Raw genomic sequence first — 24,613 nt, 5'->3', positions numbered from 1 at the left:
AATTTTCTTTTTTTATGCTTCAGACATTTTTAAAATATTCAATCATACGCTTCAGCCCCTCTTCAAGTTCAACAGTAGGCTGCCAGCCCAATTTCTCTTTAGCCAATGTAATATCCGGTTGGCGTTGCTTCGGATCATCATCCGGTAAAGACTTAAATACAATCTTCGAAGATGAACCGGTCATACTAATGATCCTTTCCGCCAATTCCAATACCGGAAATTCATTCGGATTCCCCAGGTTTATAGGACCTGTAAACTCGTCCTCCGTATTCATCATTCTTATCATTCCTTCAATCAAATCATCAATATACTGGAAGCTGCGTGTCTGCTTCCCATCACCATATATTGTTATATCTTCATTATTCAACGCTTGAAGAATAAAATTAGAAACAACCCGTCCGTCATTCGGCAACATTCGCGGACCATACGTATTAAAAATACGGATAATCTTCACACGCACATTATTCTGACGGTGATAATCCATAAATAATGTTTCTGCGCAACGCTTTCCCTCATCATAGCAAGACCGGTAACCTACCGGATTCACATTTCCCCAATAGCTTTCCGGTTGCGGATGAACGATTGGATCTCCATATACCTCACTCGTAGAAGCTTGCAGAATCTTGGCATCCAGTCTCATTGCCAATCCCAGCATATTAATGGCTCCCATCACAGATGTTTTGGCAGTTTGAATCGGGTCATGTTGATAATGAATGGGAGATGCCGGACAAGCCAAATTATAAATTTCATCTACTTCAGCCGAATAAGGATAAGTGACATCATGCCTCACCACCTCAAAATGATGATTATCCATCAAGTGAATGATATTATCTTTCGAACCCGTAAAAAAATTATCCAGGCATATCACGTCGTGACCTTCGTTTATAAGCCGAGTACAGAGATGAGAGCCTATAAAACCGGCTCCGCCACTTACCAATATTCTTTTCATTCTAAATATTTCTATTGTTTATTAAAGAGACGCTGTCTCTTCGTTTTGTTTATGGTCACAAATGTAACCGATTTGCTTAAAATAAACAATTTTCGGAGAGGATATTTTAAAAAAAAGCAGATTTAAATAGTTTCAATTTCCGAAACAACTTGCCACTGACAAATGTTTATAATAGAAAAGTATTATTTATTAGAACTATTATGATGACAAATAATCCAAATGCAAACCTCATAGAAGCGATGAAAGAAAAGCTTCCGCTCAAAGGACAACTGGCAGATATGTTAATGGACACGCTATACATAGGAAAAGAGGCAGTATACAGAAGATTGCGCGGTGAAGTACCTTTCACCTTACAAGAGTCGGCTCTTATTTCAAGAAAACTGGGTATATCGCTAGACAAGATTATAGGACTAAGTTTCAAATCGAACGCCATGTTTAATATAAACATTGTAGATTATGACGACCCGTTCGAGAGTTACTACAATATCCTTGAAAAATATGTCTCGCTAATCAATACGATGCCGGATGACCCGAATTCTGTAATGGGAACTTCTGCCAACATTATTCCCCAGACTCTCTATCTGAAACATGAACTTCTGGCAAAATTCCGTTTATTCAAATGGATGTACCAGAATAAATATATCGATTGCAAGAGTTTCGAAGAATTGGATATTCCACCGAAACTGGTCAATATCCAGAAAGACTATGTAGCAATGACACGTCATATCCACTCCATAGACTATATATGGGATAATATGATTTTCCAACACCTTATCAACGATATCCAATACTTCGCCAGCCTCCATCTCATTTCCGACGAAACAAAAGAAGAAATCAAAAATGAATTATTCTTATTGGCGGACGAACTGGAAGAACTGGCTATCAATGGCAAGACAGCCGATGGCAATCGTGTACGCATCTATGTGTCGAATATCAACTTCGAGGCAACATATAGCTATGTAGACACCAATAACCTGCAAATGAGCCTCATACGTATTTATTCCATCAACTCCATTACCACGATGGACAACGAAATTTTCTGTACCTTGAAAGAATGGATTCAATCTCTGAAAAAGTTCTCCACTTTGATATCCGAAAGCGGTGAAATGCAGCGTATTCAATTCTTCAAGCAACAGCGAGAAATTATTGACGCTCTTTAATTTTATTTTCGCAGATTAGAACTTCAATAAAAAATCAGTTCCAATAAATGAAAGTAGATAAGATTCTTATCTACTTTTTTTCATTCCCTGTCCTCACCACTTCTGTTTGATTCCCAATCAGAAAAAAAACACATACATTCATCTCTGTTTTTCCACACAAATCTTTCAAACACAAGACGTAATTTTGCATAGAATGTATCACAGAGATTATTAACATTAAAATTAAAGGAACAAACAATGAAAAATGGTATTCTAAACGAATTAATATCTACAATGAGGGAGCGAATTCCTCAAGATATGAATCTGGCCAATACTTTGGCTGACATTTTATGCATGGGAAAGGAAGCTGTCTATCGCAGATTGAGGGGTGAGGTGTCTTTTACAATAGACGAAGTAGCGCTGCTTTCTCAAAAACTCGGTATTTCTATCGACCAGATTGTAGGTAGCCATGTATCTAATAAAGTTACTTTCGACCTGAACTTACTTCATGCCACTAGTGCGCTGGAAAGTTATTACGAAATAATCAACCGTTATCTGCAAATTTTCGACTATGTGAAAACAGATAATACGACGGAGGTGTATACTGCATCCAATTCCCTTCCCTTTACACTTTATTCTTCCTATGAGAATTTGTCTAAATTCCGTCTTTGCCGATGGATGTATCAGAATGGGGATATAAAGACGCCACATTCTTTGGAAGACATGTCTGTGGATGAACGGATCGTCAATGTGCATAAGAAGCTGAGTGAAAGTATAAGACAGTGTCCAAAAACGTTTTTCATCTGGGACACAAATATCTTTTATTCTTTTGTGAAAGAGAGCAAGTACTTTGCCAGCCTGAATCTGATAAACAAGGACGATGTCATGCATTTGAAAGAAGAACTTCTTCAGTTACTTGGCGTGGTAGAACATCTGTCCATAAAGGGAGAGTTCAGCGAAAACAAGAAAGTGTCTTTCTATCTGTCCAATATCAGTTTCGAAGCCACTTACAGCTATATCGAGAAACATGATTACCAAGTCAGTCTGCTGCGGGTATATTCTATCAACTCGATGGATTCGCAAAGCTCATATATCTGCCAGATGCAACGCAATTGGATTCAATCGTTGAAGCGCCACTCTATTCTGGTTTCGGAAAGTGGAGAAGCATAGCGTATTGCTTTCTTGCAAAAGCAGTTGGAAGTTATCAATACGTTGTAAACAAAGGGAAACACACTAAACATTGTGGATTCTAGGAATAAAAAGAAAAGGATTTAATAGACGAGCTGTATCAGAATGAAGACAAACAACATTCTGATACAGTTCTTTTAGCTTTTATTCTATTGTGCGCACACAACGATACCAAGCCCAAGTTGTGGACTCTACCGTAGCCCATGCGCCGAATTCACCATTATTATGTCCGACCAGCCAATAGTTGCTATCGCGTGAAGTCAATGTCCAGTGCACAGCACTAATCTTCTCGAATCCGTTCCCTGTCCAAGTAGTCGAGTCACCGAAACCTTGGTTTTCGATATTGGTAACAGCCCCTCCCATACCGAGTACTAAATACATCTCACGCTGAGTAGGTAGACGCCAGCCACTCCCTTTACTTTCGCATGCCGCTTTTGCTTCCGCCCAAGTTTTACCATTACTACTGGAATTTTCAATCTGAAACTTAGGAGCAACCTTATTCATTGCGACACTTGTATCCGGAGTTTCACCTGAAGCAAATAACACCAAAGGATCTGTTCCTCCACTGGCATCGCGAGAGACAATAGTGACCCCCGAGGATTCTACCATCAAATAAGGGTACTTCTTTCCGCTATTTGTATTATCCCTTACGCAACGAAAATAATTATTATTACTAATAGGTGCGGAATCCGGATAACCTGCCGACATTTCCATCCCAAAACGTGTTGTAGAGCCTTTAGCCTCATAGTATGATGAAGACCAGTAGTTACCTGTCCAGTTTTGATACCACCCATATATATTCTGACCGTCATGATAATTACTGTTAATCGCATTACCACCCAAAGCATTTTCATAGACAAATGACAGCAACAGTTCACTAGCAGTAGGCAGACGCCAACCATCGCCTATATTCCTACAGATATCCTCCGCATCGGCTATATTTTCCAATCGCCCCACACTTTGGTTAGTTCCGTTATAATATCTCCTATTATCAAACCGAAGCGGATAAAGATAGAAAAGAGGTTCCCCGGCAGTTGTGTAAGATTTGGTTTCGGACACCATCTGAAGGTCAATCGTACGATAAAACGGGAATTCTTCATCTGCCACGGTATGCATTACATTTCTGAACGTGATTCTTATCGTTCCGCTTTTTCCTTCTTTCCACTTGCCGGGGTGAAGCTTCAGCCTGAAATCGTATCCATGACCAACCACATCATTTCCCTTGCCGTCATCATAGCCTATGATAGACTCAAGATACATCTTGTCGTCCGCATTCTTTCTACCTATAATTACATCATTATCCGAATCGGTCCGAATCAGTCCGGTACCATCATCGTTCGTTATATTCAATTCCTCAATATCCATAATTTCCCAATTGTTATTGACAAACAATTGCAAGTATTGTTCCGCACCCAGATTGACTTTATAAGTACGACTATTGACTGTAGTGGAAAGATATCGGAGTGAAAACTCCAGCTCCCCCTGATTGATGGGGAATTGTACTTGAGTAAGGTATCCTTCCTTATCGTACAGGTCGAACAGCATAAAGTCCCAACGCCACCACCAGCCTGCACCATCTTCAACAGTACCATCGCCTGCTCTTCGCGGATTAGGCTGTATGGTAAACGCCTGCACCCTTTCACTGAACGGTATCGCATTCGTCCTGTCTAATTGCGGAATCAAACCGCCGGCATTATATTGGACCATATTGACACCGCCAGTGCCATAAAGCTTACCTTCTATCCTATCCACGGAAAAAATGACATACACCGTCTGCGGTTCGAGAGGGAGTTCGTCGCCATCAGGATTTCGAATTGGAAAAAAAAGACCTCTCTCCAACACATTTCCGTATGCATCGACAAATTTGATAATTCCCGGATCTATTGTATACTGTGTCACTTCAATATTGTGAGTCAGGCGCCCTGCCGTCAACGTAACAGTAGCCTTACGCCCAACGCCAATATTTTCATTATTAAAATATGGAATCTTCAATTTGAGTTGGGTATCATCATTCGCAACGCCTGATGCCGCATCAGCTCCACCTTCAAATTTGAGCCAGTCGTTCCCTGCAGTAATGGTGGCCTTCCAGCCTCCGGGACTGTCAGTAAAAACGTCTATAGCATAACTATTATTCTGGTATTGAGTTACAGCGACCTCCGATTCACCCACTCCAAGCATATATTGTCCATTGTAGACCACATCTTTGACCTTATCACGATCATAGTGTATCAACCGGAATTTCAGGTTGGACATGACTGTATATGATGCCAACGCCTCGCTAAAACTTTTATAACCGGTTCCCAATGCTTGGGTAATGGTAATGATGTATTTATGGTTTCGCTTCAAAGGCAAATATTCCACTTGTTCTCCCGTATTTCCGGTTTTGGTGAAATCCACCCGGTAAAATGTCAATTCACCAGTACCGATCTTTCCTTTCACAATCAGGCAAGTAGCATCTTTACGGCTCGCTTCTCCGTCTTGTCCCACACCACCGGCATCCCCTGCCGCCAGGGACTCAAATGTATAAATCTCCCCATCGTAGGGTGTGTTACCATTTACGGAATAAAGGATTGCATTCCCTTCCTCCGTCATTTTACCACTGTCCGTGGGGAGAACAGGAGTATCCGGAGCCGGTTCAGTAACCTGTCCGTTCGTGTTCCATGCCGGAGCAATGTATCCGGTGGTATTATAATTGGCCAGGTAAACCTCTTCGACCGTGAAATTTGAAGTGACACTGTTATTATGGATATCAATACGCGCCAGCATACGTTTCATATTTATGCCGGTTATCGGATCCATCGAAGGAGTGATTTTGCTTATTACCTTCTCCCCGTACATCGGAATCCGCGTATACCCACCGGTTGTCGAGCCGTCTGCCAGCCATTTGCCGGTTTGGGTGTGAAGCATCTCTTCCATTGCCCGAACCTTGGTGGTCACTCCCTTCGTGAAGCCTGACACAATATCATCAAGTTCCTTATTTGCTACGACCACGATGCAGGTAGATGCGGTAGTGGGAGAAAGTACGGCAGAGAAACTCACAGTGGAATTGTCAGCCAAATCCTGCGTAACTCCTGTAGCACTGGCCCATTCCAGAAATACTGCCGGCGTTTTTGACATATCAAAAACAAGAATATCCACCGTTTTTATTTCGTCTTCTTTCTTTGCTGTTCCCGTTCCGGTCATCGTACGCGAAGATACGGACGGGAGGTTTACATCGGGAACCGTTAATGTAAAGCGAATACCGTTTCCTGCCGGAGAAGGCGTCGACTCAAATTCTTCCTGTACGCATCCGGTAAGCCATACCGTCATCAACAGAACAGACAAAAGATAGCACTTTCTTTTTATTGAAAACCCATATTGCATATTTCTATTTCCTTTCCTTAAACTTTGATATTGCATATTCGTCATTATGGTGCGGTCAATGTCACCGTTATTGGCAGATTATCACCATTCGTATTGGTTAGTATGAGTCTAGCCGTATCACCGGACACAGCATCGGCTCTAAAGTAGAAGTAAACCGCATCACCACTCACGCCACTTGTTTCGAGCATTGTCTCACTGTTAAGCAGAATTTTATCCGGATCTTGTATCTGGGTTATCTTCCACTCCCATATTCCCGGATTGCCCGAAGTAAAGACAATCTTGCGACGTCGCATATTTCCGGTTCCATTATCATTGCTGTCCAACTCTACGTTCGAGGTCAGCCACTCTCCGTCTTCTCTCCACTGACTCAACAGTACATGGTGCCGCAAATTACCGGCATTGATATAAAAGCCTGTTTCCCGCTTAGTTCCGGTTCCTGAATTAAATCTGGGCATCACAACCTGGATATTATACGTATACACTCCTTCCGAAAGGGATATCTGAGTCATATTAACTGTCGGCCACGTATCCATGGTACTTTTGTTTAATGACGCCCCCGGCAGAAATCCTGTATCCGGATTAGCATCATAATTCGTTTTCACTTCTATATTGACAGTGCCCCCATCACCAGCTGTCTGTACCTTGGTCTGCGATAATTTGAAATAATATTGTTTGTCGAAAATTACATTCACCGGGCTTTCCGTCCATTCAAGCGGGGTAGCTGAAAGCTGATAGGTTTCGTTGGATATCGTAAGATTGTAGTTGATGTACTCGCCCGATTCCCAAGAATGCGGATTCTTGGCGAGAATATCACTGAACAGGAATTCCCGATCGCCAAAGTTGGTGGTAACAACGATTTTGGCGGTTGCGGAGAAAGCGTTGGTCGGCAACATGAGGAATGTATCACCTATCAAGGTGGCATCTTCAGTAACCGTTTTGTTACCGGTGGGAGTAGAAGCGACCTTCCCGGTGGCGACATCGCTCCAGACAAACTTCGGTTTGCCGTTTTTCGTCGTGGTAGTCGGAATTTCAGTCATCGCAAGGTTACCGCTTTTTCCTACATTCTGGAATTCTATTTTCTCGATAGTCACCTCATTCGGTACAGGAGCTACTTTCTTGAATGTAAAGGTAACCTTGGTCAATGTGTGGTAGAAGTGTATATTCACACCTTCAACCCATACAGGGCCCGATATAGCCGCCAATACATCGACATGATTGGCGGCAGATTCATTCGCTGTATAATTCAGCACCATTTCTCCGGGATCAATGAAACTCGCAGTAGGCGCATTCGCATCACTATACGGATACCAGGAGAAGAACTTCATGCTCGCATTCAACAATCCGGGCCAATATTGCAACGGCGAGATGGTGGCTGTCAGGTCGGCGTTAACCGTAGCACTTGCATTGAAGTATGATTGGGGAACAGAAGCATTGGGAGTCAGTGAGCCGTAAAGACCGAAAGTCTCTTCTTTCAGATCGGTATTCGAAGAGATTACCGTACCACGAGTGTAGACATAGCCGCCTTCTCCGATACGTTGCACAACAATTAATTCCTTATCACACGTCATCTCTTCTCTGACACACGAAAAGAGGACAACCGAAAGGACAGCCATTGCCATAATCATCCTAATATTATTTATAGTCTTTATCATCTTACTTCTTTTCCGAAATTAAAAACAATCAGCGAAAGATATTACAAGTTCATATCCAGATCAATGTCTTGTCTTTCACCCCAATCTTCTATGCTTATCGTCAGTATCTGAATACCTACTTTTTCTACACGTGCCGTTACCTGATACACATTGTTCCGACGGATCTCTGTAAAAGGTTGCGCTGTCGGACTACCTGTGCCGTCAACCTTTGTTACGCTTTCAATTACTTTCCCGGTTATTCCGGTGACGTCCGAAGGCCCTTTTGGGACATTAGCCATACTGATAGACAGTCGGTCGGAATAATCCGACTTGAATATGCGTTCGGCTGTATAGAACGAGCAAAGCAACTTCCGGTTTTCAGCTCCGGGAGCCGATGAATATGCCCAGATTTCTGTAGTCGCAGCCGTCCAGCTATGCGTTAATAAATTGCTTTCCGACACGTCTTCCTTCACCTTTCCGTAGTTTTTTGAAGAGTCGGCGTTATCACGCGTGCCGTTGTCCACGTTTCCCATCACGAAATAGCTATCGTGGGAAAAATTATGCAAGGTGACACTGGTGCTTCCGGCAGTATATCCGGTCACTGCCCCGCCGTCTATAGCTTCGATAAAGACATCTACCCGGGCTACGGCACGTTCGATCACCATTTGCACTGTTTTGGTTTCATCGGGTGCTATGGATATATCCCGGATCACTCCTGTCATAGGCATTCCGGTCGCCGAAATAATCTGCCCGTCATTATTCAGTATGCTGGAGATGTCGTAAATCATTTCTTGCAACGTCAAAAGATTAGCTATACCGTCAAGTTGGCTTGTGAGACTCTGCGGTTCGTTGGCAATAACTATGACCAGGATATCATTGCTGGAAGTCACTTCGAGAAGTTGCGCATCTATATCAGTAGCTGTCTCCGGAGTGCTCAACAGGATGTGTTCATTCACATCCAGCCTCACGCCACCGGGCGTACTGCCGAATACGATAAACCGCATGGAGTTTATCTTCTCCTGTTGTTCCACATCCCCATTGTTCACCAAGTCGATGCTAAGTTGCGCCCTGGTAGTATGGGCAGGCAACTCATAAGCCACATCAGCTTCTCTACTACATGAGAACAAAAGGATGGTGGATGCCAGATAAATGATATGTAATAGCTTTTTTCTCATTCTTAAACTTCCATCCCGTGGAGCCAATGAATCCAGGTCCCCACGACAATACCAATTTGAAGGAATCCTCCTCCGGGTTTTTCAACAACTGTAAATATCAGGTTCCATTCACTCTGCCTGTCAAGATACTCCTGAAAGGGAAGTTCCGTTCCGTCGTAACGGGAAACCGGCCGGGCAATGCTCAATAGTGTCATCAGATTGTAGCTCCAGACTTCGGCTTCGGTATTCGCATCCCTTATAATAAACTTATAATCCCATCCGCTCCTGTTGAGCAAACGCATCGTATTCAGGCGTACGGACATAACCACATCGGATATTTCACCCGGACCTGTATAGTAAGGCACATAAGTAACCGGCCCTTGTCCTGTGGGTTCGTTTTCCCAGGAATAAACCGCATTTTCCGGTGCCTGAATTTCAAATGTATATTGTGTGCCATCCACTTTATTTTCCTCATATCCCATTAACGCGAGATTAAACCGATTGGTGTCACGTATCAGGTTCACCGGATAAATTTTGTGGTTGGTATTGGATGGCAGGTGGTCCACTTCCACAACTTCTCCGAAGTAAAGATGCTGAAATTCGAAATTAACAACCCCCGTCTCCCGCTTCAGGGATACAATGACTTGTTGGAGGGTGGTTGTTCCCGGCACCAGTTTATTACCTGCATTGTCCGAAAGCCGGAATCTGTCAGACAGACTTCCGACGGTCAGTACTTTATAACTTCCGAAATCGAGCTCGTCGGTCAACGACATCCGGCTTCCACCAACCAGCGCAGCAACCTCGGCACTTTTGGTGAAAAGCAATTTATCATCGCTGTCGAACACAAGTACATCCACCGATTTAACCTGCGGATTAAATGCATCCGCATATTCCATATTGTAGTCGAATACAAATTCCAACCAAAGCTCGCACCGTGGCAGGTCTTCGCGTATACTGTCGCACGAAGCCATACATAGCATCGAAGCAACGATAAGGAACAGCGATTTAGTTTTTCCGAACATATCTTTTCTTTTAGGGGCAACCCTATCGGTTTGCCATTTTATATTGTCAGAGATCTCTATTTTGTGACCTCCGGTTATTTCCTCTTTTTGGGGCGCGCTTTGCATTTCATTGCATCTCGGATGCGCCGGTATATTTCAGTGCTGTTTTTGGGAAGCCTGTCACCGGCTTGTTTTTACTTTTTTCGGCGGTCTGTTCCGTACGGAATATCTATTTTAAAAGTACAGGGCAGGCAGTCCGCACTGCCCTGTTTTCTTTGAAAGTAAAGAATTTATTTAGATTTCGAAATTTGTAGTCCAGTATATCCACGGAGCAACTTTAATCTCAAAATGGAGATAGGCACCTTTCTTATCGATATCTTCTTCTTCATCCGGATCTTCGGGACCACCACCAGGATACCACGGTGTACCGTTACCATTCACCTTTGTCAGCGTAAGCGTATAATAGTTATTACGTACTACACCGTATTTCCCATACTCCATGTAAGAATTGGCTGCATTGTCATGACGAATCTCATAGTAGTAATAGTTGAGACTCTTTGGATACCAATAGATGCAACCTTCTTTTTTACACAGTTCACCACCATTCTGAATGTTGTTGTCGTCAAGAATAGCCTGCGTAAGGGATGCAAAATCACCCGGATCATTGGCGGTAAGTTCAGATTTTATCTGAGTATAGAACAGTTCGCATGCCGAAACTAAAAGTTTCTCCTGGGCGGTCATAGGGTCTGAGGCTGTTTCTTTAGCTTTGGCAGGCGTATAAGCAGCCAGCAAGTCGGCAAAACTCTTGAAGTTTACAGAGTTAGTTCCGTTAGGAAGACGATACCAGTCATTTCCTAAAGTAAATTCACCAGACTTCCAAGGTGCATACTGTCCCTTAAGTACCAGACGCGTAGCCGCACCGAACTTCTGATATCCTGCGGCCATCGTATTCTCGATACAGTATTTGTAATTATCACCTGCAGTCGCACTTTCAGCAACCCATTCCACCTTAGGTTCGCGAGTTGCAGCATCGAGTGTATTCTTAATAATGCCTGTAAGATATTCGGTTCCACCCGCAGTCGTAAAGTTCGGGTCGACTGTATAGAAGTTACTTTTGTAAAATCCGGTAGTATGAGACGATGCTGTGGTAGTCTTCTTTGCAAAAGGAAAGAACAGGGAGTTGTAGTAATCTATAGTCCAATTTCCAAAATCAAACTGTCCTAGACTTGCATTTGTTCCATCTTCAAAAGGTCCAACTGCTAATGGACTGCCAATCATAACCTCCAATTTTGCAGCAAGGCGTTCTATCTCAAGGGTAGCCGGATTACTTTTCGCTGCATTCTGAGCTTGCGCTTCCGATTTATAGTCGCTGACCAAAACAATCTTATCCGATACATCAAGCAGACATTCATCCTCCCATGCATGATTGGATGGATCTGAATCGGAATCATCGTAGAATCCGACATTAATCATTGCACAACCATTGGAGTGTACAACCTCCTCTACCAGATAAGCATTGTTGGGCTTAGTATTGTTTTCAGGAACTGTAATCATTCCATTGATGGTAGCATAGGTTGCACCCGCTGAAAGATTATCCAAGCGATCCTTTAATTGGTAACCTGGATTGGCAATAACAAGCAAATACTTAGTATTCGGATCCACTTTAACCGGAGTATTCGGAGTCGTAACTCCACTATTTGTTCCGAAAGAACTTGATCCCAATACCGTGGCATACTTAGTTGCCTTTTCATCCTTAGTCACCACCTTACTCGCATTGAACGTAATCAAATAGAGCTCATTAATCGCACTTTCCTCCTCTAAAGCCGTCTGTTCACCAGAAGCACGTGAACCAGGCACTTTGGGATTAGTCAGACTAATTGATACGTAAGCTACATCATAACCTGCTCCCCCTTCAACCTCCGGATTTTCCTCCAGATTCTCATTTGAACAACTTGCCAGTGCCGCAACAACCAGCAACGAAACTAAAATTGATTTAATCTTTAGCATAATACAAAAAAATATTAGAATTAATACTTATATAATTTCCCACTTAATCAGTAAGTTTTACTTACCATTCTTTTTCATTTTAGCAGCATTAGCCTTCTTCCTGACTAATTCTTCCAGATTGCCCCTAGCTGCATCCAGACCTGACTGCTCTGCAAACTTCAAATACTTCTTCGATGATTCATAATCTCCCTTCATTAACATTAATATTCCCATAGCATTATTATATTCCGGCAAATTCTTATTCGAATTCACCATGCCCAGATAACGTTCAGCCGAAACCAATTCATTGCGTGATAAAGCGGCAGTAGCAGCATTTATATTTGCAATCTCACTCTGCGGATACATCCGGACAGCCGTTTCGAACACATCAATAAATTCTTGCGAGCCTGTCGGATAGGTATTAGCTACCAGAAACATTTCATTCAAGCTCAAATTCTGCGGACGCGTCTTGATAATCTCTTTTGCTTCCTCCACACTAAAATCCCTCACTTCGTAATTCACTTTGCAGATAGCCACACGCAAACTTGGGAAAATATACTTCAACAAGTATCGGTAAGGCGTCCCTCCGTGAAGTTGCATCAGTTTTGTTTCTCTTCCTTTTTCAATAGGTATGTTCCTGATAATATCCAGCACTTCGTCTTTATATTCCAATTCGATTGTTTCAAGCGCCTTCTCCAGTCCGTCCCAGTTTTCACCTCCAAAGACAATGTAGTATTGGTTTCTCGGAAAATCGTATCTGTATGCCAGATAATCCCGGAGCGCCATGGCACGTCCTTCAGACAGACGTTTGTTCGCTGCCAATGTTCCTTCCGGAGACGCATAACCGATAATATCCAGACGGTTCACTTTCACATTCGGATCGGACTTCAGCTCATCGATCATCTTCCGGATTTTAGCCAGCTCCTGAAGGTTATTCATGTATTCGGGACGAATATTGACTTTATTCACCTCGAAATCCAGAAAACATTCCGCTTGAACATCCCGTTGTTTGATTTCTTCCGCTTTCGGTTGCAGATAGGCAAACTGAGGAGCCACTACGTAAGGCGTCCATACACGTTCCAACGTCACTTTGCCAAATTCCTCGATGTTCATTAATGCCGTTTCACCGCAACCACATTCGTCACGCTGCACGTCCAGACGCGCATCCTTCATCCATGATTCGAACGGAACCAGATATTGATACCGAATCGTATCATTTCTTAGTTTTCCGGCTTTTTCCACTATATACGGCTTCTCGTAGCTTCTCTTCTCCTTGGCGCTCATCAACGCAAGCCCACGCTCATACGCCAAATACTCGTCACGACCTTTAATAGAAACTTTCGGAAGATTCAGAGTGCGTCCGGAAGTCACCAGCCGCGGAATTAAATCCATTCCCCGGGCAGATTTCACTTTCACATTATTCAAAACAAAATCTATATCGACATGAATAAAATCACCTTTCTGTTCCAACCGCACCGGATTCACGGTAATGCCACCTTCGTAAGAGCGGGATTGAGCCATAGCTGTGTTTATATTCAGGCTGCAAACCACCAACATACACACAAGGAAACCTATATTTCTTATTATCATACTCCTTATTATTTAATTACATAAATAAGTGACACACTTGCTTTGGTAGGTCCGAAATAATTTTTGCTGCTTTCCTTCAATCTCGTACCACAGGTAGCGCAAGGATACTTGTCATATACAATGTGCGCATATCCCACTCCGACAGACGTTTCTATACTCCAGCGTTTTTTCAGAATCCACGAATATCCTACGGAAAAGCCACCGCCATAAAGATATCCCTGATAACGCGTATGCTGCATATTGTCACTGATAAAAGACCAGTCGGGCCACCCTCCTACATTGAAATCGGCATAATGTCCGTGCATTCCGATAAACATACGGCGAAAACTCTCACAAAACCAGTAACGAACTTCGGGTTGTATCCCCCAATGACGGAGGCGTTTGCCGTCGGAAAGTTTCCACGGATTATAATTGACCGGAATGTCCAGCGTCCATTTACGCACCAGTCCGATCTCCAACCCCAAATTCATGGTAGTGGTAGCGTCATACAGCAGATTGCTTTTCAACGCAACCTTCTGGGCATAACCCTCGGAAATAGCACATCCGAGCATGAATAATATGAGTATAGCAACTTTCTTCATTTATATCACATTTACTGTTATTTATTGCCCCAATTGAGTAACATCTATTTTTATGCGTTGCACATTACTGATGCCCGTTTTAACGGAAGACGCCATTGTTGTGAGATGTACGATTCCGTTTCTGGAATCCGCCTCTATATTGGGCAATACCTTAATATATATCTTACCGTCTTCAACGATAATGCGTTCTTCTCCTGTATGTTCCTCCGGCATTACGGAAGAATACAGACGGATCCAATTTTTAGCACTTTCATCCACTTCGCCCGTAAGGCAGAAATAATTGATTTCATATACCTCCGAATTTGAATTTTCAGTAGGCATGAGCTGAAGCGTACTTCCCGCAGCAGGAACAGCTTTCCTTTGTCTAATATGAACTTCTTTTTCCAAATTTCCTGTTTTTAATGTTAGATATACATCATCCTGTCACCTGTTTCTCTTTGTCCTTCTTCATACCACATCAACCAGTCAGAGTCCCCCACTGTTACCTATGGTTACCTATGTTATCACTAGAGCAACGGAAGTGACTATCGGTATCTTGTAATAAGAGTCTTGACTTTTGTAAGTCCCTTGAATGTTCAGACAGGTGTTGTTCTGAAGCCGGACTCATACATAATATAATTCATGGGAATAGTTTCTTGAATGTCACTATAAGGCAGAGAGCCAAGCAATGGATTGCTCAATGGTTTAATCAACAACCCGGCATATATATCCGCACAAGTTGTCACCTCTGGCGTTAATTGGATGAGAGTGCCGGTCACATTCAACTCCTGCACACACCCCACCACAGATAATAAAGAAATCAAATATAAAAAACAGGTTGTAAGTCTTGTTATTTCTCTCATTAATTCTCTAATGTACTTTCTTCTACTTCTCATATATCTCTCTTACTTCTCTTTTTGCTTTTCTCTCAGGACAATATTTTTTGTCCAAATCTCATATTGCAAATTTCGGAATATTAAAGGAGATACAAAATTGTATTCATTTCTGTTACAGAGAATCAACTTAGAATAAAGGGGCTAATTATGTAGGTAGCGAACAACAAGGTTACGAAATTCACAACAAAAATACTCAATATCCTCATTTCTTTCGATATGCGAACATTTTAAAATTCCCAAGTTTCTTTCGTAAAAACTTGGACAATAGAGGGAAGTTATAGTTTTTCGTGTCATTTAGACACAACTTAGGCACAAATTAGACAGAATAACTAGCTGTTTTATACAACAAAATAAGCTAATAACTTGTATAATTTGTGCCCAAATGACAAAATGCTCAATTTCTGTATATATATATAACTATCAGATTATAAGGTTTTACGCTCAGTTTCCGTAGGTGCCACCTCATCAGGAATACTGAATTCGCGATTAGCAAACAGATCAGCAAGTCCTGAAATTTGTTTCAGGCGCAACAATTCATCACGATCCATACCAATATTTTTCATTATCCATTGATCGGACATACCTGCCTTATCAAGCTCCGCAACAATGTTGCACATCAATTCAATGTTATGCATTCCACGCGCACGGTTGTGCCGGATTGTTGAACTCATACGGTTAGACAAGTCTTTGTCTATCACCACAATCGGCAACAAACCGTTTTCACGCTTATAGATTCGTTGGGAAGTTTTCAATACCGTATAGCGATGGTAACCATCCACCAGGATATAACGGTCTTCATCTTTATTGTAGTAACATACACATGGCATCGTAAAGCCATCTTCCCAAATAGAAAGTTCCAGCAACTTCATTTCAGGCGGTGCAACGACATTCGGATTATAATCGTTCGCATATACTTTTTCTACGGGTACCGCTTTTACCTCGTAAACAGGGCTTTTATCTACACTCATGATACTATGATTCTATATTGTTCCATAATTTGACTTCTCTTACTCATCTCCTCCTTTGTAGGTGAGAATCCCATATATTTGCAGGCATGGTCATTCTTAAGAATACAAACGCACATTCGCTTATACGTGGGTATTTCTTTGAATTCCGGAATGTCAATATCATCCTGATATTCCATACGTACCGGTTTTTTCAACGTTTTGTAGTTACTGTTGTCCATAACGATAATCGGTACTTTCGCATCAATCAGCTTCTGGATGGTGGCATCACTCAGGCATCCGCCTTTTGTCCGCCAGAAATTCACGCTCACTGAAAGTTTCCGTAGATAATTCTTCCTCGCCCGCTCCGGCAGAGTAGACAACAAAAAATACATAAACTCGCGCCATGTATATCCTTCGGGAAGTTTCACCGATTGCCATCCCATTGCATGAGTACCACCATACATACCGGTAAAGTTCACACCGTTCACCCTTCCCACCATTTTACCCCAGGTATTAGGATCAAGCACCCGGTAAAGCTGCAAGCTCTCTTGTGCCTCATTAATAAAGGGACTTGCTACACGCTGACGCTCCAGATTGACTCCGGCACGATAATAAAGATCGTATAAAACATTATAATCCCACTGGAATTTTCCATTGGCAGTCCATACATCCGTTGTTTTCCAGTCATAAATAGGGTAGGCATTATAAATATCATTCCCTACTTTTGAAGTCCATTTATATTTATGATACATCTGGAATTTACGGCTCATATAGATACATCTCCACCGATTGAAACTTTCCTGTGTACGAATCCCGATCAGACAACAAGTGCGCACTGCATCTTTTTTATTATGTATCCATTGCGCAAAACGCATCTGAAATTCATAATCCCACATGGTTGTATTATAAAAAGGAAAATCTTCTTTGGTCATTGCCTTTTTCGGCATGGAACGAACCCATATATTCTTTTTGCTGTCTTCCCACGGACGCCAAAAAGATTGATACATCGAGGTGCAGGTAGCCACACGGAAAGGGATGCATACCCGGTATACATCCAAAATATCCTTATTGGCCTCCAGCATCCGGTCTACATAGTCGATGGTCATTTTATACTGGATCTCATAATCCATGTGAAAAACTCCCAAACGTACCTTCAGGTTATTCTTCCGGATATAATCGATACACATATTCAGCAGTACCCCGCTGTCTTTACCTCCGGAGAATGACACATATATATTATCAAATTCATTAAATATAACTTTCAGTCGTTCTTGTGCTAATTCATATACATTCTTTGTGCCTGCTATTTTCTTTTTCGTCATAAGTTATCTATACATTTTTACATACCGTGTCCATTTCTTGTCCATCGATACAAATTCAAACTTTTCAAATGTTCCTTTATCTTGTACCAGTGTGACCGAATTGAGCAACCAACTCTCGGGCCTAAATTCCGCAACGATAGCGGGCAACAGATGTGACAGGATTTCCTCCCGTACGGTGCCTTCTGCCTTCACATAATAATTATTGATTACAGCTTTCTTCCGGCTTTTCTGTTCCACGGGGACGAAGCCCACCACTTCTTTATCTTCAATCGCAATGAACCACACATACTCTTCGCCCGTCTTGAAAGGGTAATTATTGTTTGCGCGTATCACTTCGGGATCCATCACCATCGGCGCTAAAAGCCGATATAAGTGTTTGTCTTTTCCTTTTAATCGTATTATCTGTATCATATCATTCAAAAATGGACACACAAAAATAAGGAAAAAATATCAAATTCGTCATTTCTGTTCCTAAAACATTTGTTTTTCACACTATTATCTCTATATTTCGATATTTTTGAAATCACCCATACGCCATTCCTCTTTCACGTTTAAAGTAAGTCAGTATAGTTGCAAAGCTTAAATATTCCCGTCCAGGAGTATGCAACCGACTTTTAAACTGATAGTAGGCAAAGATGACTTCGCATGCCAATTTATATTTGAAATGCAGCTTTAAACGGTGCTGCAAAAACTCAAACACCCGGCAGAGATATGCAAACACCTCCTCCACCCTAGCATTTGGAATCACTCGTGGCGCACGATTTACATCCGCTATATGCTCCATCTCATTAAGCACATATTCCAGTTGCTCAATTTCCTCACCGGTGTTTTGCATTGTACACTTCATTTGTTCTATTTTCTCTCCCTGATGGATGTACTGTTTTCGCTTTCGTTGTAAACGATCTTTTATTATTTCTATTCCTTTCAACATTATAAAATTTAGTTATATATAAATGGTTTGATATTACTGATTATTAATCGACAAAACTGCCATATAAAATCTAATATCGAATGCAAATATAGAAAAGATTGTTTAAATAATTAGATTTTTATTTAAAAATATTCATACTTATTTTACATTTAAATTACCAGCATCAGAAAAACGTTTTTTTCATCCAATGAAACGAGTCATAATTTTGCGGCGTACTAAAATATTTTAAACAATGGATAATCAATCTTTTGACTGGCTGCTTCACGGTTGCCACGTACTATCCGAGATGGCAGTGGCTTATTTTCCCAACTATCAGGATAACTGATATAGACGATACGCTGGCAAATGCCCATACCCTCCTCGACCGATTGGAAAATGAATGTGGTACTGCCAAACATCTCCGTTCCACGTCACAACTCATAGAGGACACTATAAGTTGATAGAGGCCCGCATGACCAGCAACAAGAACAGTGCTACAGGACTGACTACTGGATTTGCCGACCTTGACCGGGTGACATGCGGCTGGCAACCCGGTGAGGAGATCGTTATTGCTGCCCGTCCTGCGGTAGGTAAAACAGCATTTGCACTGCATCTGGCACGTACTGCAGCTTCTGCCGGTTATCATATCGCTGTGTATATTTTCACATATACAATATTTTTCTTGATGAATAACTGACTATTACCATACATTACCGATGGCAGTATGGATTTAGAAGAACACACATTTGCAAGTCATCAAAAAAATCTTGAACCTGCAAGACAAGAAAGGAAGCGAAAATATGATTTGCATAAAATTTAAATAGTCTCTAACCAATAAGTCATCTTTATACAATGACGAGTTGTTTGACAAACTTCGTAGTTAGCAATACCGGAGCAACATTCACAATTACCTATGAATCAATTATTTACAACAACTCATTCATTTAAACAAAAATTGCCTGCTAAAAAATTAGACAAAATTTGGTCAAATATTCCTTTTTATTAATTAAAAAGGCTACAGTTTCACAAACTACTATTGGAATTCGGTCTCTTTTCCATATATTTGCGCCCGCATTTTTGATTTTCGAATGAACCTCCTTATTCAATTTACCAAAACTAGATAAAACGAATGGAAAAAATAAACGCAGTAATTACAGGAGTCGGAGGATATGTACCCGATTACATCTTGACCAATGATGAGATTTCCAAAATGGTAGATACTACCGACGAATGGATTATGGGGCGTATTGGTATTAAGGAAAGACGTATTTTGAAAGAGGAAGGACTGGGAACTTCTTACATAGCTCGTAAAGCTGTCAAACAGTTAATAAAACGCACCCGAACAAATCCGGATGATATTGATCTGATAATTGTAGCTACAACAACCCCTGACTACCGCTTTCCTTCCACGGCTTCTATTTTATGTGAAAGACTGGGACTGAAAAGAGCTTTTGCTTTTGACATGCAAGCTGTTTGCAGCGGTTTTTTATATGCACTTGAGACTGGAGCCAATTTTATCCGTTCTGGAAATTACAAGAAAGTGGTAGTTGTAGGCGCTGAAAAGATGTCGTCAATAATAAATTATGCCGACCGGGCAACTTGTCCGATTTTCGGTGATGGCGGAGCAGCTGTCATGCTTGAACCTACTACTGAAGATTTTGGCATTATGGATGCTGTGTTAAGAACAGATGGTAAAGGATTGCCTTTTTTGCACATTAAAGCGGGTGGCTCTATATGTACTCCTTCTTATTATACATTGGATAATCAAATGCATTATATCTATCAGGAAGGACGTACTGTATTCAAATATGCAGTATCCAACATGGCTGATGCCTGTGAATCTATCATTGCAAGAAACCATCTAAGCAAAGAAAACATCGACTGGGTAATTCCTCATCAGGCTAATCAACGTATTATCACCGCCGTAACACAACGTTTGGAAGTTCCTGTCGAAAAGGTCATGGTCAACATCGAACGATACGGTAACACTAGTGCCGGCACTCTCTCACTCTGCCTTTGGGATTTTGAAGATAAATTCAAAAAAGGAGATAACCTAATTCTTACTGCATTTGGAGCAGGATTTGCATGGGGAGCCATCTATGTGAAATGGGGATATGATGGAAAAAAGAGATAGCGATTATTCGCTATCTTCAAAATAAAAAATCCTCTGATTTTCAGTAAATCAGAGGATTTTTTATTTCCTAATGCGGTGCGTACGGAAGATGAACCTTAGTTTTATTCTTCACATACTCAATATCTTAGCAATCTCTAAAATCTTTCTCCCACTAATAACCCCACGTGCGCAATTCTTTAGATTGCTTGGTGTTGCGGTGGTTGTTTGAGTTGGTGCAAAGATAGTAATATTTAGAATGTATTTCTGCTTTTAGGCAAATTAATCTTCAATAAGTTGTTCAGTTTCCTTTAACTTATTCTTGGTGATGTCTGCACACATTCTTAATATGATTTCATTATCTTTCTTAATTTGCTGTTTTTGATGTTCATCAAGGGAATTATCTTCATCTACTCTAATATTAGACTGATTAATTATACATTCAACAGCTTTATCTACCGTTGTGGATTTTATTTGAGATTTATATCCCATTGCATTAATAATAATAACATTTAAAAATTCGGCGCATTCAGGAATGCGAATGAAAACTTTTAAACATTTTACCATATTTTGCGATTGTGTATCTTTATTTTTAGACAGAATATCTATAAACAAATCTACTATTGTAACATTTTTATTTTCCATTTTATTACTATTATATGATATTTACTTATTGAACAAACCTAACCTTTGAGCAAAATTTACAGCCTCAATCGAATTATTGGCTTTTAGCTTTTGCAATATATTTTGTCTATGAGTATTCACCGTATTGATGCTAACTTTCAAAGTGTTTGCTATCTCTTTACTTAACAAGCCTTGCTTCATCAAACGCAAAACCTCCAACTCTCTATTTGTTAAAGGTTCATCCAATGTATCAGATAAATCTATATAAATCTGTTCTCCAGTTTTAAAGTTATATAGGTGGCTTTTAATAATTTCTGATTCATGGCTTGCGTCAACATCAATAACCGACAGCATAAGCCAAATATTGCCTGATTTATCCAACTCAATGACCTGTTCCTGCTCTATTATACGGATATATTCACCTCGTAGATTCCTCACCCGCATTTCATGAATGGCTTTATAGTTCATTTTTTCTTCATTAGAGAACGAACTCAATATCGAATAGATTTTCTTTCTTACAAGTAATCCGTAGTATATATCATCCGGATGTATAACCTCTACTACTGGCTGATGCCCGTCAATAAACAATCTATGGGAATCAAGCCCATATAATTCAGGAATGTTATCAGAAACAAATACAAATTTTTTAGTGTAGCAATCAAACGCCAACACAATACTGTGCGTAACTTCCGAGAGTTTTTTCCAGTCCTTTTTCCTTTCTTCGAGAATGGAATAGTCTACCTCATCAAGTAGTATGTTTGATGTCGGGAGTAAGTTTATTATTTGCTTCTCAATTTCCTCAATTATCATATTTTAAAAATGTCTGATTATTAGATATTTACGCGTTCTCTCATTATAAATGACTATTGCCTTTAGAGTCTATTGCTTCTATCTTTGTACAAAGATAATGAAATCAGTATAAGTATAAGATAAATAGATGTTTAATATTTTAATTCATGTAGTATGATAAAGAAAATTTGTTTAATGACACGTGACGGAAAAGAGGTTGTAGGACGTAGAGTAGTTGTTACTTCTGAGTTTGAAGCTAACAGGGAAAATATTTGGTGTAAAATTCAGGATATTGATACCTTAAGAGAAATTTGCAAGCCAAAAGCCAGTTTTGTATCTTATGATAATACTTCTCCTACTTGGAAAGAAGGGAAATCTTTTTGCTTTAAAATGTTCCTACATGGATTTATTCCAGTAGGAAAACATACAATAAACGTAATCAAAATGGATAAAAGCACAGGAGAGATAGTAACAAATGAGTATAATAAAAAAGTAACTATATGGAATCATTATATCAACATGGAAGAAATTTCTCCTAATGTAACAAGATATACAGATATGGTTGATTTATATGCAGGTGGTTTAACAGCTCTTGCCGCTTGGTGGACGCTTAAATTTTATAAACATAGGCAGAAAAAATGGCAGAAGATAGCAAAATACTTATAAAACAATTACACTTTGTCTTCTAAGAAAGATTATGCCAAAATGGGATTTAACAGAAAAGCAAATATATAAATTGCTAAAGCATCCTTGCCAAAAGGAAAAATCTGTGATAGAAGAAATAACTTCTGCATATCTTGAATTTGTTGAAGATTTATTCGATTATCTCAATAAAGAGCATGATAATAAAATACGTATCAGGCAATTAAATATGAGTTATATAGATTTTGGAACAATAAAAGCATTAGAAGAAACTTCTCCTACTGAAAATAGTAAACTGAAAATTATATATCTTGATAAACTCTTGTCTTTAATAAATATGGAGCAAGAACTAATCTATCGCCAAATGGAATATCCAAAATTTTTCATCAATATAGAATCTGATTGGAAATCTCCATTCTACTTAAACAATGAGGTTATTAAAATTGTAGATATAATGGAATTGGTTTGTGGTATTTTTTACATCAAAGATGGAATAGTTCGGATTGATAACAAGGACATATTTTTAAGTGATGTTGCCCGGATTTTTGAAAAGATGTTCAACATTAATTTTGGAGATATATACAAAAAAGAAATTGCGGTTATCAAAAGGCAACCTACTAAAATAACAGAATTTTTAGATAGCTTGAAAGTCGCTATTATAAAAAAGAGCAGAGATAATGGTTATAACCATTTGTAAAAAGGAATTTTCTGTTATATTGATAATCAACGTACTACAAATTATTTATGGGGGATTAGGTGTACCATTCCCCCATTTCCTTTGCTTCCCTTTTCCGAACTTTGCTTCATCAATCGATTGGTAAGCATTAGTGTATAACCTGAAAAATGAAGCAATATGTATGTAGATAGTTACGAGTTGAAAGACTGGATGCAAAAGCTACTTGATAAACTGGAAGAAGTCGGCAAAGATGTAAAGAGTTTGCAAACCAACCCAGAAGTAATGCCGAATGACAAACTTTTGGATAATCAGGATTTATGCCTGCTGTTCAAAGTCAGTACCCGGACATTACAGAGATTAAGAAGCAAAAAACTGCTGCCCTTTATGATGATTAGCGGAAAAGCCTACTACCGGGCTTCCGATGTGCGTGAGTTCATAAAGGAACGGTTCAATGTGGGCACGCTCCGAAAGTTCGAGAAAGAACACGGAGCGAAGTAAGTAAGAGTGAAATTCATCCCGGAGCTGTACACGTGGCAGTTTCGGGATGTTTTTCTTTTGGCAAGTCTGTATTTACTTCCCTGCTGATATTGTTCCCTCTTCCTTATAAGATGCTTCAAACTGTTTGGTAAGCGCAATAATCTGCTGGTTCGTCTTTACCAGTTCAACAGTGTATCGTTCCAGTTTGTAAAGCAAGGCAAGTGCTTTCTTTTCCGCAAAATTGGAATGGAGTTCTTTCACCGTTTGGTTATACAGTATGCTATGCTCCTGAATTGTGAAAACAATTGGGAGAGTTGGATGTAATAATCTACCTTGCTTTTATCAATTCTAAGCACCTTAAACGATTTCCCGAAAATACAGTTCTTAATTAAATGCGCCTTTACCTTGTAGCCTGATTGGTCGTAAAAGGCTAAGAACTTAGCGTTCTCCACATCGTCTAAATTAAGAGAATAGCGGTGTGTTCGTGGGTCAAGTTTAGGCTTGCGCCCACCTTTGTTAAATGGCTTCTTTTTCTGTTCCATAATGATAATTATTTACTGATTTTACGACTTCGGAGTAAAACCAACCACCTTAAAAGGTGGCAAGGTTTTGAGGCACAAAAAGCGAAGCGCGGGTCTCAAAACACAACTTGCTGTTAT

At 40.4% G+C, this 24,613-nt stretch carries 22 protein-coding genes and 2 pseudogenes; 7 read left to right on the top strand and 17 right to left on the bottom strand.

The window, feature by feature from the left end; genetic code table 11:
- Positions 1-19: 19 nt before the first annotated feature.
- Positions 20-949 (bottom strand): UDP-glucuronic acid decarboxylase family protein, encoded by a 930-nt coding sequence (locus tag DWZ47_RS21720; RefSeq protein WP_004300450.1) that lies wholly within the window; start codon positions 947-949, stop codon positions 20-22.
- A gap of 200 nt (positions 950-1,149) precedes the next feature.
- Between DWZ47_RS21720 and DWZ47_RS21715 the strand changes: the two genes are divergently transcribed.
- A complete protein-coding gene (locus DWZ47_RS21715; RefSeq protein ID WP_008640561.1) occupies positions 1,150-2,109 on the top strand; it encodes a hypothetical protein in 960 nt (319 codons plus the stop codon).
- A 237-nt stretch (positions 2,110-2,346) separates the two neighbouring features.
- Positions 2,347-3,258 carry a hypothetical protein gene (locus DWZ47_RS21710; protein ID WP_117514668.1) on the top strand — a complete coding sequence of 304 codons (912 nt, stop codon included), beginning with the start codon at positions 2,347-2,349 and terminating at the stop codon, positions 3,256-3,258.
- Positions 3,259-3,420: 162 nt separating this feature from the next.
- Here the strand turns inward: DWZ47_RS21710 and DWZ47_RS21705 are convergent, their stop codons facing one another.
- From DWZ47_RS21705 to DWZ47_RS21640, 13 genes are all read right to left on the bottom strand, one after another.
- Positions 3,421-6,639, bottom strand: a complete 3,219-nt coding sequence (locus DWZ47_RS21705; protein WP_117514679.1) for a fimbrial protein — start codon at positions 6,637-6,639, stop codon at positions 3,421-3,423.
- A gap of 44 nt (positions 6,640-6,683) precedes the next feature.
- Positions 6,684-8,291, bottom strand: coding sequence for a fimbrillin family protein (locus tag DWZ47_RS21700; protein ID WP_117514666.1), 1,608 nt, complete (start codon positions 8,289-8,291; stop codon positions 6,684-6,686).
- 41 nt (positions 8,292-8,332) lie between these two features.
- Positions 8,333-9,445: a hypothetical protein gene (locus DWZ47_RS21695; protein WP_117514664.1), complete on the bottom strand. Its 1,113-nt coding sequence runs from the start codon at positions 9,443-9,445 to the stop codon at positions 8,333-8,335.
- A 2-nt stretch (positions 9,446-9,447) separates the two neighbouring features.
- Positions 9,448-10,446 carry a FimB/Mfa2 family fimbrial subunit gene (locus DWZ47_RS21690; RefSeq protein ID WP_117514662.1) on the bottom strand — a complete coding sequence of 333 codons (999 nt, stop codon included), beginning with the start codon at positions 10,444-10,446 and terminating at the stop codon, positions 9,448-9,450.
- A 273-nt stretch (positions 10,447-10,719) separates the two neighbouring features.
- Positions 10,720-12,432, bottom strand: coding sequence for an Mfa1 family fimbria major subunit (locus tag DWZ47_RS21680; RefSeq protein ID WP_004300440.1), 1,713 nt, complete (start codon positions 12,430-12,432; stop codon positions 10,720-10,722).
- 57 nt (positions 12,433-12,489) lie between these two features.
- A complete protein-coding gene (locus DWZ47_RS21675) occupies positions 12,490-14,001 on the bottom strand; it encodes a DUF3868 domain-containing protein (protein ID WP_117514660.1) in 1,512 nt (503 codons plus the stop codon).
- A gap of 8 nt (positions 14,002-14,009) precedes the next feature.
- On the bottom strand, positions 14,010-14,582 hold the full coding sequence (locus DWZ47_RS21670) for a DUF3575 domain-containing protein (protein ID WP_004300438.1): 573 nt from the start codon (positions 14,580-14,582) through the stop codon (positions 14,010-14,012).
- 21 nt (positions 14,583-14,603) lie between these two features.
- A complete protein-coding gene (locus DWZ47_RS21665; RefSeq protein ID WP_004300437.1) occupies positions 14,604-14,969 on the bottom strand; it encodes a hypothetical protein in 366 nt (121 codons plus the stop codon).
- A gap of 188 nt (positions 14,970-15,157) precedes the next feature.
- Positions 15,158-15,457, bottom strand: a complete 300-nt coding sequence (locus tag DWZ47_RS21660) for a hypothetical protein (RefSeq protein WP_004318544.1) — start codon at positions 15,455-15,457, stop codon at positions 15,158-15,160.
- A gap of 425 nt (positions 15,458-15,882) precedes the next feature.
- Positions 15,883-16,425, bottom strand: coding sequence for an IbrB-like domain-containing protein (locus tag DWZ47_RS21655; protein WP_004300435.1), 543 nt, complete (start codon positions 16,423-16,425; stop codon positions 15,883-15,885).
- A complete protein-coding gene (locus DWZ47_RS21650; RefSeq protein WP_004300434.1) occupies positions 16,422-17,726 on the bottom strand; it encodes a DUF3440 domain-containing protein in 1,305 nt (434 codons plus the stop codon). The genes DWZ47_RS21655 and DWZ47_RS21650 overlap by 4 nt, the downstream gene beginning before the upstream one ends.
- 3 nt (positions 17,727-17,729) lie before the next feature.
- Positions 17,730-18,137, bottom strand: a complete 408-nt coding sequence (locus tag DWZ47_RS21645; RefSeq protein WP_004300433.1) for a hypothetical protein — start codon at positions 18,135-18,137, stop codon at positions 17,730-17,732.
- Between the two features lie 112 nt (positions 18,138-18,249).
- Positions 18,250-18,657 (bottom strand): hypothetical protein, encoded by a 408-nt coding sequence (locus tag DWZ47_RS21640; RefSeq protein WP_004300432.1) that lies wholly within the window; start codon positions 18,655-18,657, stop codon positions 18,250-18,252.
- A gap of 320 nt (positions 18,658-18,977) precedes the next feature.
- Here DWZ47_RS21640 and DWZ47_RS21630 point away from each other — a divergent pair.
- Both DWZ47_RS21630 and DWZ47_RS21625 read left to right on the top strand, forming a co-directional pair.
- A pseudogene (locus tag DWZ47_RS21630) lies at positions 18,978-19,294 on the top strand (DnaB-like helicase C-terminal domain-containing protein); the annotation flags it as partial.
- Positions 19,295-19,765: 471 nt separating this feature from the next.
- Entirely contained in the window at positions 19,766-20,770 is a 1,005-nt protein-coding gene (locus DWZ47_RS21625; RefSeq protein WP_032844515.1) for a beta-ketoacyl-ACP synthase III, read from the top strand.
- A gap of 258 nt (positions 20,771-21,028) precedes the next feature.
- Here DWZ47_RS21625 and DWZ47_RS21620 read toward each other — a convergent pair whose 3' ends face one another.
- Both DWZ47_RS21620 and DWZ47_RS21615 read right to left on the bottom strand, forming a co-directional pair.
- Positions 21,029-21,391: a hypothetical protein gene (locus DWZ47_RS21620; RefSeq protein WP_117514655.1), complete on the bottom strand. Its 363-nt coding sequence runs from the start codon at positions 21,389-21,391 to the stop codon at positions 21,029-21,031.
- A gap of 21 nt (positions 21,392-21,412) precedes the next feature.
- Positions 21,413-22,180, bottom strand: a complete 768-nt coding sequence (locus DWZ47_RS21615) for a LuxR C-terminal-related transcriptional regulator (RefSeq protein WP_117514653.1) — start codon at positions 22,178-22,180, stop codon at positions 21,413-21,415.
- A gap of 153 nt (positions 22,181-22,333) precedes the next feature.
- On the opposite strand from DWZ47_RS21615, the gene DWZ47_RS21610 reads away from it, so the two are divergent.
- The 3 genes from DWZ47_RS21610 (at position 22,334) to DWZ47_RS21600 (ending at position 23,975) form a co-directional block, all read left to right on the top strand.
- A complete protein-coding gene (locus tag DWZ47_RS21610; RefSeq protein ID WP_117514651.1) occupies positions 22,334-22,825 on the top strand; it encodes a hypothetical protein in 492 nt (163 codons plus the stop codon).
- 31 nt (positions 22,826-22,856) lie between these two features.
- Entirely contained in the window at positions 22,857-23,498 is a 642-nt protein-coding gene (locus tag DWZ47_RS21605) for an RteC domain-containing protein (RefSeq protein ID WP_117514649.1), read from the top strand.
- Positions 23,499-23,654: 156 nt separating this feature from the next.
- The gene (locus DWZ47_RS21600; RefSeq protein ID WP_117514647.1) at positions 23,655-23,975 is read left to right on the top strand and encodes a helix-turn-helix domain-containing protein; all 321 of its coding nucleotides are present in this window, start codon (positions 23,655-23,657) and stop codon (positions 23,973-23,975) included.
- Between the two features lie 72 nt (positions 23,976-24,047).
- On the opposite strand, the pseudogene mobA reads toward DWZ47_RS21600, so the two are convergent.
- Positions 24,048-24,496: pseudogene (gene mobA / locus DWZ47_RS21595) on the bottom strand (conjugal transfer protein MobA).
- Between the last annotated feature and the right edge of the window lie 117 nt (positions 24,497-24,613).

This window comes from Bacteroides sp. AF32-8BH (assembly GCF_003435205.1).
Lineage (GTDB): Bacteria > Bacteroidota > Bacteroidia > Bacteroidales > Bacteroidaceae > Bacteroides > Bacteroides ovatus.
Note: the sequence above shows the minus strand (reverse complement) of the source record. Positions and strands in the feature narration are given on the sequence as shown.

Excerpts from the sequence above, each read along its gene's own strand:
- DWZ47_RS21720 (WP_004300450.1), bottom strand. The coding sequence starts at position 949 with ATGAAAAGAATATTGGTAAGTGGCGGAGCCGGTTTTATAGGCTCTCAT.
- DWZ47_RS21715 (WP_008640561.1), top strand. The coding sequence starts at position 1,150 with ATGATGACAAATAATCCAAATGCAAACCTCATAGAAGCGATGAAAGAA.
- DWZ47_RS21710 (WP_117514668.1), top strand. The coding sequence starts at position 2,347 with ATGAAAAATGGTATTCTAAACGAATTAATATCTACAATGAGGGAGCGA.
- DWZ47_RS21705 (WP_117514679.1), bottom strand. The coding sequence starts at position 6,639 with ATGCAATATGGGTTTTCAATAAAAAGAAAGTGCTATCTTTTGTCTGTT.
- DWZ47_RS21700 (WP_117514666.1), bottom strand. The coding sequence starts at position 8,291 with ATGATAAAGACTATAAATAATATTAGGATGATTATGGCAATGGCTGTC.
- DWZ47_RS21695 (WP_117514664.1), bottom strand. The coding sequence starts at position 9,445 with ATGAGAAAAAAGCTATTACATATCATTTATCTGGCATCCACCATCCTT.
- DWZ47_RS21690 (WP_117514662.1), bottom strand. The coding sequence starts at position 10,446 with ATGTTCGGAAAAACTAAATCGCTGTTCCTTATCGTTGCTTCGATGCTA.
- DWZ47_RS21680 (WP_004300440.1), bottom strand. The coding sequence starts at position 12,432 with ATGCTAAAGATTAAATCAATTTTAGTTTCGTTGCTGGTTGTTGCGGCA.
- DWZ47_RS21675 (WP_117514660.1), bottom strand. The coding sequence starts at position 14,001 with ATGATAATAAGAAATATAGGTTTCCTTGTGTGTATGTTGGTGGTTTGC.
- DWZ47_RS21670 (WP_004300438.1), bottom strand. The coding sequence starts at position 14,582 with ATGAAGAAAGTTGCTATACTCATATTATTCATGCTCGGATGTGCTATT.
- DWZ47_RS21660 (WP_004318544.1), bottom strand. The coding sequence starts at position 15,457 with ATGAGAAGTAGAAGAAAGTACATTAGAGAATTAATGAGAGAAATAACA.
- DWZ47_RS21655 (WP_004300435.1), bottom strand. The coding sequence starts at position 16,425 with ATGAGTGTAGATAAAAGCCCTGTTTACGAGGTAAAAGCGGTACCCGTA.
- DWZ47_RS21650 (WP_004300434.1), bottom strand. The coding sequence starts at position 17,726 with ATGACGAAAAAGAAAATAGCAGGCACAAAGAATGTATATGAATTAGCA.
- DWZ47_RS21645 (WP_004300433.1), bottom strand. The coding sequence starts at position 18,137 with ATGATACAGATAATACGATTAAAAGGAAAAGACAAACACTTATATCGG.
- DWZ47_RS21640 (WP_004300432.1), bottom strand. The coding sequence starts at position 18,657 with ATGTTGAAAGGAATAGAAATAATAAAAGATCGTTTACAACGAAAGCGA.
- DWZ47_RS21625 (WP_032844515.1), top strand. The coding sequence starts at position 19,766 with ATGGAAAAAATAAACGCAGTAATTACAGGAGTCGGAGGATATGTACCC.
- DWZ47_RS21620 (WP_117514655.1), bottom strand. The coding sequence starts at position 21,391 with ATGGAAAATAAAAATGTTACAATAGTAGATTTGTTTATAGATATTCTG.
- DWZ47_RS21615 (WP_117514653.1), bottom strand. The coding sequence starts at position 22,180 with ATGATAATTGAGGAAATTGAGAAGCAAATAATAAACTTACTCCCGACA.
- DWZ47_RS21610 (WP_117514651.1), top strand. The coding sequence starts at position 22,334 with ATGATAAAGAAAATTTGTTTAATGACACGTGACGGAAAAGAGGTTGTA.
- DWZ47_RS21605 (WP_117514649.1), top strand. The coding sequence starts at position 22,857 with ATGCCAAAATGGGATTTAACAGAAAAGCAAATATATAAATTGCTAAAG.
- DWZ47_RS21600 (WP_117514647.1), top strand. The coding sequence starts at position 23,655 with ATGTATGTAGATAGTTACGAGTTGAAAGACTGGATGCAAAAGCTACTT.